The 14185-nt window shown below is 72.6% G+C and carries 13 protein-coding genes and 1 pseudogene; 8 read left to right on the top strand and 6 right to left on the bottom strand.

The window, feature by feature from the left end; translation table 11 throughout:
- Window positions 1–370: 370 nt before the first annotated feature.
- The 3 genes from OCT49_RS28900 to OCT49_RS28910 are packed head-to-tail and all read left to right on the top strand — an operon-like array spanning window position 371 to window position 2797.
- Window positions 371–604: an acyl carrier protein gene (locus OCT49_RS28900; protein ID WP_283854734.1), complete on the top strand. Its 234-nt coding sequence runs from the start codon at window positions 371–373 to the stop codon at window positions 602–604.
- Window positions 601–1851, top strand: a complete 1251-nt coding sequence (locus OCT49_RS28905; RefSeq protein ID WP_283854735.1) for a beta-ketoacyl-[acyl-carrier-protein] synthase family protein — start codon at window positions 601–603, stop codon at window positions 1849–1851. The genes OCT49_RS28900 and OCT49_RS28905 overlap by 4 nt, the downstream gene beginning before the upstream one ends.
- A gap of 28 nt (window positions 1852–1879) precedes the next feature.
- Window positions 1880–2797, top strand: coding sequence for an alpha/beta fold hydrolase (locus OCT49_RS28910; protein ID WP_283854736.1), 918 nt, complete (start codon window positions 1880–1882; stop codon window positions 2795–2797).
- Between the two features lie 231 nt (window positions 2798–3028).
- Here OCT49_RS28910 and OCT49_RS28920 read toward each other — a convergent pair whose 3' ends face one another.
- Window positions 3029–3481: a DUF5709 domain-containing protein gene (locus tag OCT49_RS28920; RefSeq protein ID WP_283854737.1), complete on the bottom strand. Its 453-nt coding sequence runs from the start codon at window positions 3479–3481 to the stop codon at window positions 3029–3031.
- A 248-nt stretch (window positions 3482–3729) separates the two neighbouring features.
- Between OCT49_RS28920 and OCT49_RS28925 the strand changes: the two genes are divergently transcribed.
- Window positions 3730–3999 (top strand): DUF6296 family protein, encoded by a 270-nt coding sequence (locus tag OCT49_RS28925; RefSeq protein WP_283855976.1) that lies wholly within the window; start codon window positions 3730–3732, stop codon window positions 3997–3999.
- Between the two features lie 107 nt (window positions 4000–4106).
- Here OCT49_RS28925 and OCT49_RS28930 read toward each other — a convergent pair whose 3' ends face one another.
- Window positions 4107–4526, bottom strand: a complete 420-nt coding sequence (locus OCT49_RS28930; RefSeq protein ID WP_283855977.1) for a cold-shock protein — start codon at window positions 4524–4526, stop codon at window positions 4107–4109.
- A gap of 207 nt (window positions 4527–4733) precedes the next feature.
- Here OCT49_RS28930 and OCT49_RS28935 point away from each other — a divergent pair, with 207 nt between their 5' ends.
- Window positions 4734–5885, top strand: a complete 1152-nt coding sequence (locus OCT49_RS28935) for a winged helix DNA-binding domain-containing protein (protein WP_283854738.1) — start codon at window positions 4734–4736, stop codon at window positions 5883–5885.
- 77 nt (window positions 5886–5962) lie between these two features.
- On the opposite strand, the gene OCT49_RS28940 is transcribed toward OCT49_RS28935, so the two are convergent.
- Entirely contained in the window at window positions 5963–6805 is an 843-nt protein-coding gene (locus OCT49_RS28940) for a response regulator transcription factor (RefSeq protein WP_283854739.1), read from the bottom strand.
- Between the two features lie 129 nt (window positions 6806–6934).
- Between OCT49_RS28940 and OCT49_RS28945 the strand changes: the two genes are divergently transcribed.
- Together OCT49_RS28945 and OCT49_RS28950 are read left to right on the top strand one after the other, a co-directional pair.
- Entirely contained in the window at window positions 6935–8617 is a 1683-nt protein-coding gene (locus tag OCT49_RS28945; protein WP_283854740.1) for an AMP-binding protein, read from the top strand.
- A complete protein-coding gene (locus OCT49_RS28950; protein ID WP_283854741.1) occupies window positions 8614–10221 on the top strand; it encodes an AMP-binding protein in 1608 nt (535 codons plus the stop codon). The genes OCT49_RS28945 and OCT49_RS28950 overlap by 4 nt, the downstream gene beginning before the upstream one ends.
- A 22-nt stretch (window positions 10222–10243) precedes the next feature.
- Here OCT49_RS28950 and OCT49_RS28955 read toward each other — a convergent pair whose 3' ends face one another.
- The 3 genes and pseudogenes from OCT49_RS28955 to OCT49_RS28965 all read right to left on the bottom strand — a co-directional run.
- Window positions 10244–10465 (bottom strand): hypothetical protein, encoded by a 222-nt coding sequence (locus tag OCT49_RS28955; RefSeq protein WP_283854742.1) that lies wholly within the window; start codon window positions 10463–10465, stop codon window positions 10244–10246.
- A gap of 106 nt (window positions 10466–10571) precedes the next feature.
- Complete coding sequence (locus OCT49_RS28960) at window positions 10572–11096, bottom strand: GNAT family N-acetyltransferase (protein ID WP_283855978.1); 525 nt, start codon at window positions 11094–11096, stop codon at window positions 10572–10574.
- 48 nt (window positions 11097–11144) lie between these two features.
- A pseudogene (locus tag OCT49_RS28965) lies at window positions 11145–11843 on the bottom strand (hypothetical protein); the annotation flags it as partial.
- A 327-nt stretch (window positions 11844–12170) separates the two neighbouring features.
- On the opposite strand from OCT49_RS28965, the gene gcl reads away from it, so the two are divergent.
- Window positions 12171–13946, top strand: a complete 1776-nt coding sequence (gene gcl, locus OCT49_RS28970) for a glyoxylate carboligase (RefSeq protein ID WP_283854743.1) — start codon at window positions 12171–12173, stop codon at window positions 13944–13946.
- Window positions 13947–14185 lie beyond the last annotated feature (239 nt).

Here is a 14185-nt window from a genome sequence, read left to right on the forward strand (position 1 = left end):
ATGACAATCATCTGACGGTGTGTCGAACTCCCTTTCACCCCAACGGAGTTGAGCAATGTTCAGGGATGCCCGGTGACCTGCCCGGCGACCGGACCGACGGTGTGGACCCGCGCTTCCCCGGGGGTGCCCGCCCCTCCGGTCCGCGGCCGCGGACACCGGAACACCGGGCGGTACGGGTGCCGACGCGCCGGTCGGCGCGGGCCGCCGGATTCGTACACCCGGTCGCCCCAACGTCGTACGGGGGAACGCGGACCGGTTTCTTCTTCGCGAAGGCGTATAAAGGGTTCCTCCGGACCGGCCGGCGTCCCTCGATGGCACTCACCCCTCACGCGGCAGGGCGTCACCGCGTACGAGAGCGCAGGAGCGCCGCATGAGCACGGCAGAAGAGATCAACGACTTGCTGGTGGCGAACTTCGGGACCGACCCCCTCGCCATCCACCCCGAGGTGTCGCTGCGTCACCTCAGGCTCGACTCCCTCGCGCTGGAGGAGCTCCGGCTGCTCATCGAGGACCGGTTGGGCGTCGACCTGGACGATGTACACCTGACCTCCCGGGACACCGTCGGACGGCTCGTCGACGCGGTGCACCGCAGGATCGCCGCGTGACGGGCCGCCCGTACCGTCCCGAGCCGTTCGCCGCCGCCGTCACCGGAATCGGCCTGGTCACCGCGGCGGGCACCGGCACCGGGGCCACCTGGAGCGCCGTCACCGGGGCGGCGGACCCGCCCTCGGTCCTGCACCGGCCCGAACTCGACGGCCTGCCCTGCGACTTCATGTACACCATCACCGGTCTCGACCCCCGGACCGTGCTCGGGGTGGCCACCGCGCGGCTGATGGACCGCTTCTCGCAACTGGCCGTCATCGCGGCCCGCGAGGCCGTCGCCGACGCCGGACTCGACCCCCTGCTCTGGGACGGCGGACGGGTCGCCGTCGTCATCGGCTCCGCCCACGGCGGACTGCCCTTCTACGACGAACAGCACGCGGTCCTCGCCGAACGCGGCGCCCGCCGGGTCTCCCCGAAACTCGCCCCGCTCACCGTCGTCAACGGCGCGGCCAGCAGCGTCGCCACCGACCTCGGCGCCCTCGGCCCGAGCCAGGCCGTCTCCACCGCGTGCTCTTCCGGCACCGTCGCCATCGGCACCGCCCACCAGATGCTCCGCACCGGGGCCTGCGACGTCGTCGTCGCGGGCGGCGCCGAATCGGTCTGCTCCCGGCTGCTGATCGCCAGCGCCTGCCAGCTGAAGGCCGTCTCCACCCGGCGCGAGGACCCCGGGGCCGCCTGCCGCCCCTTCGACCTCCACCGCGACGGCTTCGTCGTCGGCGAGGGCGCGGGGCTCCTCGTGATGGAGCGGCCGGAGCACGCCCGGGCCCGCGGCGCCACCGTCCGCGCGCACATCGCCGGTTACGGGGCCGCCTGCGACGCCTACTCCGCCGTCGCCCCCGACCCCGGGGGCCGGGGCGTCGAACGGGCGCTGCGCGCCGCGCTCGCGGACGCCGGGATCGACGCCCGGGACATCGGACACGTCAACGCCCACGGCACCTCGACCGTCTCCAACGACCTCATCGAGGCGACGATGCTGCACCGGGTCCTCGGCGAACACCCCCTGGTCACCTCGACGAAGGCGATGACCGGGCACACGCTCGGGGCGGCCGGCGGCATCGAGACCGCACTGACCGTGCTGGCGCTCCAGCACCAACTCGTCCCGCCCACCGTGAACCTCGACGCCCCCGACCCCGCCGTCCCCGTCGACGTGGTGAGCAAGGAGGCCCGGCGGGGAACGTTCGACGCGGCCGTCAAGACCTCGCTCGGCTTCGGCGGACACAATGCCGCGCTCGTCCTCACCAGGCCCTGACCGGAAACCCCAGAGACACGGAGCCACCATGGCCGACGAGATCATCCGGACCCTGTCGGTGGACGGACTGCGCTACGGCTACCGGGTCCTGCGGCAGCCCACACCGCGCACCGAGCCGGTCATCGTGCTCGGCGGCGCGCTCCAGGGGATGCACGGCTGGCCGCAGATGGACGAGCACCTGGGGCCGCTCGCCTCCGTCGTCACCGCCGACCTGCCCGGCATGGGGGACGCCGACCCCATGCCGGCCGGCACCGGCAACGAGGTGCTGTGCGCCGCCGTCGCCGGGATCATCGACGACCTCGGGGTGCCGAAGGTCAACCTCTTCGGGTTCTCCTACGGCACGGCGATCGCCTTCGGCTGCGCCCGGCGCGACCCCGGCCGCGTCGCCCGGCTGGTCCTCGGCGGGGTGCCGTCCCACATCACCGACGACCAGCGCGACCGGTGGAGCCGCGCCGTCGGCCGGCTGGACACCGGCGACCTGGAAGGGCTCGCCGACCTGGCCGCCGGGGTGCTGATGTGCCAGGACCCCGAGCGCCGGGTCCACCGGGGCGAACTGGCGCGACGCTATGTGCGGCGCTCGTTCCTGCACGCCCTGAACCATTCCCCGCACGCCGTGCGGTCCCTGCACCGGGCGCTGGAGCACCGGCCGGACTTCTCCGGCGGACTGACGGGCGTGCCGACCCTCGTCTTCGCCGGCGAGCACGACACGGTGACCTCGCCCGAACGGCAGCGCGCCTTCGCGGCCACGATCGAGGGCAGCCGCTTCGTCACGATCGGGGAGTCCGACCACTGGGTCGTCCTGGAGCGGCCGGACGACGTCGCTGACCTCGCGGCCCGCTTCTTCACCGACCGCCCGCTGGAGCAGGCCCCCGGCCTCGCCACGCTCCCGGCCCAGACCCGCGCGGCGTCGTCGCGGGCGGCCGGGCGGCCCGGGGCGAGGCGGTGACGCGGTGACCGGGCGGCGGAGACCGGTTCCCGGCCGAAGCACACGAGGCCGTGGGGCCCGTCGGTGGTGGGTGCCGGTCGGCCGGAACGCGAAGCCGGGGAACCGCTGGTGGGCACCGCTGCTGGTGGCCGCGAGCCCGTCGTGGCCGCGCACGGCGGCCAGCGGGTCGGTACGGGGGCGGGGAGGGGCGGTACGGGGGAGGGGTGCCAACCGGACCGGTACGGGACGGTTCTAACCTTCCGACACCACGTGCATGGCCGCTTCCTCGGCGGAGGCCCCGGCCCCGTCGATGCCGACGTCCTCGGCCGCCAGGGTGTCCGGCTCGTCGATGTCCAGCTGCCGGGTGAGCCGGCCGGCGCGCACCGTGCCCACCTCGCCGTCCCACGGCTCGCCGTCGCCGTCGGAGAGATCCCCCACGCCGTCCCCGTCGCCGTCGATCGCGGTGGTGTCGGGCAGTTCCCTGGCCAGCCGGCTCTCCAGCGACTCGCCGGTGTGCTGCTCGGCGGCGGTGGTGCCCAGATCCTCCACCGCCCACGGGCGCTCGGGCGGGGAGTAGCCCTCGTCGAGGGCGTCGGTCAGACCCCGGTCGTCCAGGGTGTCCTCGACGTCGAGTTGTTCCATGGGGTCCGAGGCCTCCGGCTGCTGGGGCTGGTAGACGTCATCTCCCCGGTCGGCATCATTCATGGTGTGTCCCTTCCCGATCCTCGGGGATCCCGGTCGCACATGCCGTGCATGCCGTGCACGCGACGCATACGACTCGGGACAAAGGGGGCCTTCGTGCGGTGTGTGCCCGAATGTCGTCGAACCGCCCGTACGGGTTCAGGATAAGTGGCCCGGGCGCGAGGCCGCTGCTCGGGCGTGACGGGCCGGACGGAGAGACCATGGAAGGTACAGGCGGAAGTGCCCTGCCCCACCTGTCACGGGAGGCCGCCATGGATTACCCGGAGAGCTACCAGCTGGTGTTTCAGGCGTCCGCCGTGGAGGACGACACGGTGACCGTCTGGCGCACCGCCCAGTCGGGGGCGGGCGGACACCCGGTCTACGAGGACGAGACCGGGATCGTGCGTGCGGAGATCAACGACCGGGGCGAGGTCCGCATGCTGGCCAGTGGCGGCCACCAGATGCTCGGCACCCCGACCGTGGTGCGGGAGGTGGAGGGTGAACAACAGGGCGCGCCCCCGGGTGGCGACGGACCGGTGTAGGCGGGCCGGCGCGGACGGAACCGGCGCGGACGGCGCGACGCCCCGCGGACCGGGACGACCCGAGGGGTCCGGTCGCGGGGCGTCGGCCCTGCTGTGTGCTGTCCGGGTCAGCCCTCGGTCCAGCCGCGGTTCTTCGCGAACTGCAGCAACCCGCGCCGGATCTGCAGGATCTGAGACCCCGTCAGCGTCGGTGCCGACTCCAGCAGGACATCGGTGACGTCCCGCGTGAACTCGGCCGAGCTGAGCACGTCGCACAGGGCGTCGTCGTCCGACGCCCCGGAGACCGCCGCAGGCCTCGGCGGCGTCACGGGCTTCCCGTCCGCCCCCTCGGCGAGCCGGACCGACGAGGCCTTCAGCCCGCGGTCACCGTCCTCGATCTCGAACTCGACAGCCGTACCCGTATGCACATAGGACTCGGGGATCAACATGTCGTTCACATGGAGAAAGACATCCTCACCACCGTGATCGGGCGCGATGAACCCGTATCCCCGAGCTCCGTCGAACCGCACGACGCGACCAGAAACCACACCAACCCCCAAGAAAGAACCGGGCCCCTTGCCCGTTCGCCACACATGGCTCGACCGGAGAATAGCCCTGGTCGATCGGGTCGCGCGACCCGATCGCAACAATCGGCTCCGGTCCGCGCCGGCGGAGCGCCCGACGGGGCGCGCGGATCGCCGCCCGTTGCCCGATGAGGACCGAAGCTGTCCGCAAGGGTGCGTAGCGTGCCGTTCATGGCCGCCCAGAGGAACCCCGCCGCACCCGCCGTGCTGTCCACCCGCGCGCTGAACCGCGCCACGCTGGAGCGCCAGCTGCTGCTGCGCCGCACCGTGATGCCGGCGAAGGACGCCGTGGAGCACCTGGTCGGCCTCCAGGCGCAGAACGTCAAACCGCCCTACCACCAGCTCCTCGCCCGCCTCGACGGCTTCGATCCGGCCGAGCTCGCCGCGCTGCTGGAGTCCCGCGAGGCGGTCCGCATGGTCACCCTGCGGTCCACCATCCATCTGCACACCGCCGCCGACGCGCTCACCCTGCGCCCGTTCGTCCAGCCGGCGCGCGACCGGGAGGTCGAGCTGTTCCGCAAGGGGCTCGTCGGAGTGGACCGGGACCGGCTCCGGACGGCCGCCCGGGAACTCGTCGAGGAGCGGCCCCGTACGCCCAAGGAGATCCGCGAGGCGCTGGCGGCGCAGTGGCCCGACGCCGACCCGAAGGCGCTGGGGACGGCCGCCCGCTGCCTGCTGCCGCTGGTCCAGGTCACCCCGCGCGGAGTGCGGGGGAGGAGCGGCCAGGTCATGCTCACCACCCTCGGGCACTGGCTCGACGGCGCCCCGGAACGGGTCCCCTCCCCGGACGACCTGGTCCTGCGCTACCTGGGGGCCTTCGGGCCCGCCTCCGTCCGGGACATGCAGAGCTGGGCCGGGCTGACCCGGCTGCGCGAGGTCTTCGAACGGCTGCGCCCGCGGCTGATCACCTTCCGGGACGGGAACGGGACCGAACTCTTCGACCTGCCGGACGCCCCGCGCCCGGACGAGGACACCCCCGCCCCGCCCCGCTTCCTGCCCGAGTTCGACAACGTGCTGCTCGGCCACGCGGACCGCACGCGGGTGATCCCGCCCCAGTACCGGGGACGCAACGGGAACGGCAACCAGGCGTACGGCACGGTACTGGTCGACGGCTTCCTCGCGGCGATCTGGCGACTGGGCGCCGGTACCGGTCCGGAATCCGGCTCCGGAACCGCGGCCCTCACCGTGCAGCCGCTCGGCGATCTCGGCCACGCCGACCGCGACGCCGTCACCGAGGAGGCCGTGCGGATGCTCACCACCCTGACCGCACCGGACGCCGACGCGTACGACATCAGGTTCGCGACATTCGTCGACTTCGGATGAGGACGGCGAGAGCGGCGGGGCCGTCACGGGAGGCGGCCCCGCCGCCACCGGCCACGGCGGCCCGACACAACAGACGCCTACGGCAGCAGTCCCGCGCGCCGGGCCGCCACCACCGCCTCCAGCCGGGTGTGCGCCCCCAGCTTGCGCATCGCCGCACGCAGGTACCCCTTGACCGTCTCCGGCCGCAGCCCGAGCCGCTTCGCCGCCGCCGCGTTCGTCGCCCCCGACGCCACGCAGGCCAGCACGTCCACCTCGCGCGGCGCCAGCCGCACCCCGCCGGGCTCCGTCCTGCGGGAACCCGCCGCCGACGCGAGCCGCCCGCACACCGCCAGCAGCTCGTCGCGCAGGGCCGGGTCGACGACCTTCGGGACCAGGGAACGCAGCTCGCGGTGCGCCTCGCGGACGTCCTCCCACGCCTCCGGGGCCGCCCTCGGGTCCGTCACCTGCTCCCGGGTCGTGGCCAGCAGCTGCTGCACCTCGTCCCGCACGACCAGGGCCTGCTCCACGTCCCGGGCGGCGGCCACCGCCGCGTCGAACGTGCGGTCCCCGAGCGTGATCGGCTCGCGCAGCGCCCCGTACAGCACCCCGCGCACCCTGCGCCGCACGACGACGGGCACCGCGACCACCGAGCGCAGGCCCTCCGCCGCGACGGCCAGGTCGTACTCATGGCTGATGTGGCGCGAGGAGGGGTAGTCGGTCACCGCGCACGGCCGGGACAGGGCGATCGCCTTGCCGCCCAGCCCGCTGCCCGCCGAGATGACGAGACCGCGCAGGGCGGCGGTCTGCGCCCCGTTCAGCTCGGCGATGCGGGCATGGCGGGCATCGGCGAGCAGTCCGCCGAAGGCCACGGGCAGTCCGCTGGTCCGGCGCAGCCGCAGCAGCGCGGCTTGCATCTCGACCGCATCGACGGATTCCGGCACGCTGACGCCTCCCTGCCCGGTCCGGGGGATCGGCCACCCCTCGCTGCACCCCCGTTCGGGGGTGGTGAGACCTGGGTCACTGTTTACATCATGTTAAGAGACCGGTCCGGTCCGCAATGAGGAGGGCACATGTCGGCAACCAGTGCGACGGAGACGTTCCGGGCCGCCCGGGACTTTCTGCTGCGGCATCGCGAGGACTACCTCGCCGCCTACGAGGGCTTCAGCTGGCCCCGCAGCGATCACTTCAACTGGGCGCTCGACTGGTTCGACGTCATCGCCGAGAACAACGACCGCACCGCCCTGCACATCGTGGAGGAGGACGGCGGCCGCACCGAGGTGTCCTTCGCCCGGATGTCCGCCCGCTCCAACCGGGCCGCGAACTGGCTGCGCGCCCGGGGCGTACGGGCCGGGGACCGCATCCTCGTGATGCTCGGCAACCAGGTCGAACTGTGGGAGACCGCCCTCGCCGCGATGAAGCTGCGCGCCGTCGTCATCCCCGCCACCCCGCTGCTGGGCCCGGTCGACCTGCGCGACCGGGTGGAGCGCGGCCGGGTCCGGCACGTCCTGGTGCGGGACGCCGACACCGCCAAGTTCGACGAGGTGCCCGGCGACTACACCCGGATCTCCGTCGGCGCGGAGGTGCCCGGCTGGCTGTCGTACACCGGCGCCGACGAGCAGCCGGAGACCTTCGAGGCGGACCGGGAGACCGACGCCGACGAACCGCTGATGCTCTACTTCACCTCCGGCACGACCGCCAGCCCCAAGCTCGTCGAGCACACCCACGTCTCCTACCCCGTGGGCCACCTGGCGACGATGTACTGGATCGGCCTCAAGCCCGGGGACGTCCACCTCAACATCTCCTCACCGGGCTGGGCCAAGCACGCCTGGTCCAACCTCTTCGCGCCCTGGAGCGCCGAGGCGACCGTCTTCATCTTCAACTACACCCGCTTCGACGCCGGCCGGCTGATGGCCGAGATGGACCGCTCGGGCGTCACCAGCTTCTGCGCCCCGCCCACCGTCTGGCGGATGCTGATCCAGGCCGACCTCTCCCAGCTGAAGACCCCGCCGCGGGAGGTCGTCGCGGCCGGCGAACCGCTGAACCCGGAGGTCATCGAGACGGTCCGGCGGGTCTGGGGCGTCACCATCCGGGACGGCTTCGGCCAGACCGAGACCGCCGTGCAGGTCGCCAACACCCCCGGCCAGCTCCTCAAGGCCGGCTCGATGGGACGGCCCAGCCCCGGCTTCAGGGTCGAGCTCCTGGACCCGGTCACCGGTGAGCCCGGCGCACTGGAGGGCGAGATCTCCCTCGACCTGTCGGACCGCCCGGTGGGCCTGATGACCGGCTACCACGGCGACCCGGACCGGACCGCCGAGGCCATGGCCGGCGGCTACTACCGCACCGGCGACATCGGCTCCCGCGACGAGGACGGCTACATCACCTACGTCGGCCGCGCCGACGACGTCTTCAAGGCCTCCGACTACAAGATCTCGCCGTTCGAGCTGGAGAGCGCGCTGCTGGAGCACGAGGCGGTCGCCGAGGCCGCGGTGGTCCCCGCCCCCGACCCGGTCCGGCTCGCCGTCCCGAAGGCGTACGTCGTCCTGGCCGAGGGCTGGGAGCCCGGCCCCGACACCGCGAAGCTGCTGTTCGAGCACTCCCGGTCGGTCCTCGCCCCGTACAAGCGGATCCGCAGGCTGGAGTTCGCCGAGCTGCCCAAGACCGTCTCCGGCAAGATCCGCCGCATCGAACTGCGCGAGCGCACGGCCCGCGGCACCGGCACCGGAACCGAGTACGACGAGGGGAACCTGCGATGAGTGAGCTCTCCTACGCGCACGGCGCCGCCACCACACCGCTGCTCGGCGACACCATAGGACGCAACCTCGACCGGGCGGTCGAGGCGTTCGGCGAGCGCGAGGCGCTGGTGGACGTCCCCTCGGGACGGCGCTGGACGTACGCCGAGTTCGGCGCCGCGGTCGACGAACTGGCCCGCGCGCTCATGGCGTCGGGCGTGGCCAAGGGGGACCGGGTCGGGATCTGGGCGGTCAACTGCCCGGAGTGGGTGCTCGTGCAGTACGCCACCGCCCGCATCGGCGCCGTCATGGTCAACATCAACCCCGCGTACCGGGCGCACGAGCTGGAGTACGTACTGAACCAGGCCGGGATCTCGCTCCTGGTCGCCTCGCTCTCGCACCGCACCAGCGACTACCGGGCCCTGGTCGGCCAGGTCCGCGTCGACTGCCCCGCGCTGCGCGCCGTGCACTACATCGGCGACCCGAGCTGGGACGAACTGCTGGCCGGCGCCGGGGCCGTGACACCGGGACAGCTCGCCGCGCGCGAGGCCGAACTGTCCTGCGACGACCCGATCAACATCCAGTACACCTCGGGCACGACCGGCTTCCCCAAGGGGGCCACGCTCTCCCACCACAACATCCTCAACAACGGTTATTTCGTCGGGGAGTTGATTGCCTACACCGAGCAGGACCGGATCTGCCTGCCGGTGCCCTTCTACCACTGCTTCGGCATGGTCATGGGCAACCTCGGCGCCACCTCGCACGGCGCCTGCATCGTGATCCCGGCCCCCGCCTTCGAGGCCGCCGCCGTCCTCGCCGCCGTGCAGCAGGAGCGCTGCACCTCGCTCTACGGCGTCCCCACCATGTTCATCGCGGAGCTGAACCTCCCCGACTTCGGCTCGTACGACCTCTCCTCGCTGCGCACCGGCATCATGGCCGGATCGACCTGCCCGGTCGAGGTGATGAAGCGGGTCGTCGCCGAGATGCACATGGAGGAGGTGTCCATCTGCTACGGCATGACGGAGACCTCGCCGGTCTCCACCCAGACCCGCCGCGACGACGACCTGGAACGCCGCACCGGGACCACCGGCCGTGTCATGCCGCACATCGAGGTCAAGGTCGTCGACCCGGTGACCGGGGTGACCCTGGAGCGCGGGCGGGCGGGCGAACTCTGCACCCGCGGCTACAGCGTGATGCTCGGTTACTGGGAACAGCCCGAACGCACCGCCGAGGCGATCGACGCGGGCCGCTGGATGCACACCGGCGACCTCGCGGTGATGCGGGAGGACGGCTACGTACAGATCGTCGGCCGGATCAAGGACATGATCATCCGGGGCGGCGAGAACATCTATCCGCGGGAGATCGAGGAATTCCTGCACCGCCACCCGAAGATCGCGGACGTGCAGGTGGTGGGGATTCCCGACGAAACCTACGGCGAGGAGGTCCTGGCCTGCGTCATCCCGAAGGACCCGGCGGACCCGCCGACGCTGGACGAGGTGACGGACTACTGCCGCGAGCAGCTGGCCCACTACAAGATCCCGCGGCGGCTGCAGATCCTGGAGACCTTCCCGATGACGGTCAGCGGGAAGGTCCGGAAGATCGAACTGCGGGAGGGCTACGGCCGGTAGGACCGGCCCGGCCCGGGTGCGGTCAGGCGGCCTCGATGATGTCGCCGGTACCGCCCCGGGTCGCGGCCGCCCATTCGATCAGCAGTACCTCGTAGGCGGCGGACTCCACGGAGGACCAGTCCTGGCCGGCCCGGGCGTCCACGAAGGCCCGAATCGCCTCGTTCGCCTGGGCGGCGGAGCGGGGCCTCGAACGGGTCGCGCGCGGTCTGTCGGTGGATGGGGTGTGCCGTGCAGTTAAAACCATGGGCACTACTTTAGGGCCCGCCACTGACACGGGCCGAACATTTGTGGTGCCCTGGCCCGAACGTGACCGATTGCACTCTCTGTCGTCGTCCGGTTCCGGTGGGGTGCTACGGCTGTGCGGTGCGCGGGATTTCGCGCCGCATGCAGACCCGTGGCCAGCGGTCCAGGCCGTGTTCGGCCTCCTCCGCCCTGATCTTCCGCAGCCCGTCGGTGAGTTCCGCTTCGCCGAGCGTGCGGAATCCGAGCCGGGCGTAATACGGCGCATTCCACGGCACGTGCGAGAAGGTCGTCAGGGTGAGCGCGTCCAGCCGCCGGTCGGCCGCCCACCCGTCGAGATGGGCGATGAGGGCGGCGCCCAGGCCGCGCCGCGCGGCGGACGGATGCACGGAGACCTGCTCGATGTGGGCCGCCCCGTCGACCGGGTCGGCGATCAGATAGCCGACCGGGTGGTCGTCGGGGTCCACCGCCACCCAGGCCCGGCCGGCCCGGCGGTATTCGTCCAGCAGGTCGAGGGGTGGCGGGTCGTCGTCCGCGACGGAGGTCATGCCGAGCGTGCGGAACGGCTCGCCGGCGGCGCGCTCGATGTCCTGGAGCAGCGGGAGATCGGAGCGGCGGGCGGTACGGATGCGCATGCGTCCAGTATGTCGTCCCTGGTCGTCCCGCTCGGACGGGAACGCCCGGGCCCCGGTGCCGAGCAGCTCGTCGGCGGGGCCGTTGACCGGCCGGGGCGTACCCGCCGCGTCCATCGTGAACAGCGGCACGCCCAGGTCGTCCGCGCGCGTCCGGGCGTCCGGCGCGTAGCCCGCGACCGAGAAGAACACGCCGGTGGCCGACGCGTCGAGGGCGTGCAGCCAGAGGCACTCGACGTCGCGCAGTGCGGTCGTACGGGCCGACGCGTCGACCTGGGCGAGCAGCCCGGGGGCCCGTAGGGCGATCCGTGAGGGGAAGGGGTGCGACGGCCGGGCGACGTCCCGGTAGCCCAGCCACCGCAGGTACCGGGCCGCGGTGGCGATCGCGTCGTCCGCGCCGTGGACGGCCGCGGGCCGGAACACCGGCCGGGGCGCCGGCGCCGTGCGCGGCAGCGGGATGTGGGACGGCGGGGCCGCTTCGCCGGGGGGCGCCGACGGCCGGACCGGGATGCGCAGCACCGCCCCGCAGAGGCAGTACAGCTCCGGTCGCGGCCACTGGTCGTGGCGCCCGCAGCCGGGGCAGCGCACCGTCACCCAGTCGTCGCTCCAGGTGCGGTGGGTGACCGGTACGGCCGGGGCTCCGGGCAGCAGGGACGGGGCGGTCGGGGTGCCGCACGGGCAGGGGTAGGACGGGGCGCTGTACGCGTGGTCGCGGCCACAGGCCGGGCAGCGTACCGGCACCGATTCCACGATGGTCTCCCTCCGGGCCCGGGGCCCGTCCCGCGACGGGCGCCGCGCCGGCGCACCGGGACGCACCGGTGCCGGGCGGCGGGCCCATTCCGTTTCCCACCCATGGTTCACCAGGAGCGGGGCGCCGGGGAGGGACTTGGCGCATTTCGTGTGCCGGTCCCGGCGCCCGGGCCCCTGTGGGCGCCGTCCCTTGACGGCCGTCGGGCCGCACCTTAAATTTACTTCCGCATACCAGAATCAATTTTCCGTAATACGGAATTGGTGCTCTCAGGTGGCGCGACAGAGCCCGAATCCGCCAGGTCCCAGCAGGAGCACTCAATGCCTCGAATGACCGCTGCCCGAGCGGCAGTTGAGATCCTCAAGCGTGAAGGCGTCAGCAATGCGTTCGGCGTGCCGGGCGCGGCGATCAACCCCTTCTACGCGGCCCTCAAGGCCTCCGGCGGGGTTCACCACACGCTCGCCCGGCACGTCGAGGGCGCCTCCCACATGGCGGAGGGGTACACCCGGGCCCGGCCGGGCAACATCGGCGTCTGCATCGGCACGTCGGGGCCGGCCGGCACCGACATGATCACCGGCCTCTACTCGGCCGTCGCCGACTCGATCCCGATCCTCTGCATCACCGGCCAGGCCCCCACCGCCGTGCTCCACAAGGAGGACTTCCAGGCGGTCGACATCGCCTCGATCGCGGCGCCCGTCACCAAGGCCGCGACCACCGTCCTGGAGGCCGCCCAGGTGCCCGGCGTCTTCCAGCGGGCCTTCCACCTCATGCGCACCGGCCGGCCCGGCCCCGTCCTCATCGACCTGCCCATCGACGTCCAGCTCACCGAGATCGAGTTCGATCCCGAGCTGTACGAGCCGCTGCCGGTGCACGCCCCCGCCGCGACCCGCAAGCAGATCGAACGCGCGCTGGAGCTGCTCGACGCCTCCGAGCGCCCGCTGATCGTCGCGGGCGGCGGCGTCATCAACGCCGACGCGTCCGGACTCCTGGTGGAATTCGCCGAGCTGACGGGCGTTCCGGTCGTCCCCACCCTGATGGGCTGGGGCGCCGTCCCCGACGACCACGAGCTGAACGCGGGCATGGTCGGCCTGCAGACCTCGCACCGCTACGGCAACGCCAACTTCCTGGAGTCCGACTTCGTCCTCGGCATCGGCAACCGCTGGGCCAACCGCCACACCGGCAGGCTGGACGTCTACACCCGGGGCCGCACCTTCGTCCACGTGGACATCGAGCCCACCCAGATCGGCAGGATCTTCGCCCCCGAACTCGGCATCGTCTCCGACGCCGGGGCGGCGCTGAGGCTGTTCATCGAGGTGGCGCGCGAGCTGAAGGCGGCCGGACGGCTCAAGGACCGCTCGCAGTGGGCCGCCGCCACCCAGGAGCGCCGGGCCACGCTGCAGCGCCGCACGCACTTCGACGACGTGCCGCTGAAACCGCAGCGGGTGTACGAGGAGATGAACCGGGCGTTCGGACCCGAGACCCGGTACGTCACCACGATCGGCCTCTCCCAGATCGCCGGCGCCCAGATGCTGCACGTCCACCGGCCGCGCCACTGGATCAACTGCGGCCAGGCCGGGCCGCTCGGCTGGACCATCCCGGCCGCGCTCGGCGTCGCCACGGCCGACCCGGAGGGCTCCGTCGTCGCGCTCTCGGGCGACTACGACTTCCAGTTCATGCTGGAGGAGCTGGCCGTCGGCGCGCAGCACCGCATCCCGTACGTCCACGTCCTGGTGAACAACTCCTACCTGGGGCTGATCCGCCAGGCGCAGCGCACCTTCGACATCGACTTCCAGGTCAACCTGGAGTTCGAGAACCTCAACTCGCCGGAGCTCGGCGTGTACGGCGTCGACCACGTCAAGGTCGTCGAGGGGCTGGGCTGCAAGGCGATCCGCGTCACCGAGCCGGACCGGCTGCTGCCCGCCTTCGAGGAGGCGAAGAAGCTGGCCGCCGAGTTCCGGGTCCCGGTGGTGGTCGAGGCGATCCTGGAACGCGTGACGAACATCGCGATGAGCGGTACGGACATCGCGTCGGTCAACGAGTTCGAGGAGCTCGCCACGGAGCCGTCCCACGCACCGACCGCGATCCGCCCGCTCACGGTGTCCTGAGCACCCCTCAGGCCGGCCGCGGCCCCGTCCCGAACCCCGGGACGGGGCCGCGGCGCATCCGTCCCGCGGAGGCGCCGGGGCTCCGGGCCGAGGCCGCGCACGGACCGGGCTCCGGCCCCTTCGGCCGACCACGGTCCGTACGCGGCCCGGGAACACGGTCGGCCCGGAGCGGGTCGGCCGCTCCGGGCCGTACGCAAGGAGAGAGGGAGAGGAGGGCGCGCGAAAACGGCCGGGGCCTG

Origin of the sequence: Streptomyces sp. ML-6 (assembly GCF_030116705.1) — a bacterium.
GTDB lineage: Bacteria > Actinomycetota > Actinomycetes > Streptomycetales > Streptomycetaceae > Streptomyces.

What these genes read in the sequence shown, in the direction of transcription:
- OCT49_RS28900 (WP_283854734.1), top strand. Translation starts at nt 371, where the DNA reads ATGAGCACGGCAGAAGAGATCAACGACTTGCTGGTGGCGAACTTCGGG.
- OCT49_RS28910 (WP_283854736.1), top strand. Translation starts at nt 1,880, where the DNA reads ATGGCCGACGAGATCATCCGGACCCTGTCGGTGGACGGACTGCGCTAC.
- OCT49_RS28920 (WP_283854737.1), bottom strand. Translation starts at nt 3,481, where the DNA reads ATGAATGATGCCGACCGGGGAGATGACGTCTACCAGCCCCAGCAGCCG.
- OCT49_RS28925 (WP_283855976.1), top strand. Translation starts at nt 3,730, where the DNA reads ATGGATTACCCGGAGAGCTACCAGCTGGTGTTTCAGGCGTCCGCCGTG.
- OCT49_RS28935 (WP_283854738.1), top strand. Translation starts at nt 4,734, where the DNA reads ATGGCCGCCCAGAGGAACCCCGCCGCACCCGCCGTGCTGTCCACCCGC.
- OCT49_RS28945 (WP_283854740.1), top strand. Translation starts at nt 6,935, where the DNA reads ATGTCGGCAACCAGTGCGACGGAGACGTTCCGGGCCGCCCGGGACTTT.
- OCT49_RS28950 (WP_283854741.1), top strand. Translation starts at nt 8,614, where the DNA reads ATGAGTGAGCTCTCCTACGCGCACGGCGCCGCCACCACACCGCTGCTC.
- OCT49_RS28955 (WP_283854742.1), bottom strand. Translation starts at nt 10,465, where the DNA reads ATGGTTTTAACTGCACGGCACACCCCATCCACCGACAGACCGCGCGCG.
- OCT49_RS28960 (WP_283855978.1), bottom strand. Translation starts at nt 11,096, where the DNA reads ATGCGCATCCGTACCGCCCGCCGCTCCGATCTCCCGCTGCTCCAGGAC.
- gcl (WP_283854743.1), top strand. Translation starts at nt 12,171, where the DNA reads ATGACCGCTGCCCGAGCGGCAGTTGAGATCCTCAAGCGTGAAGGCGTC.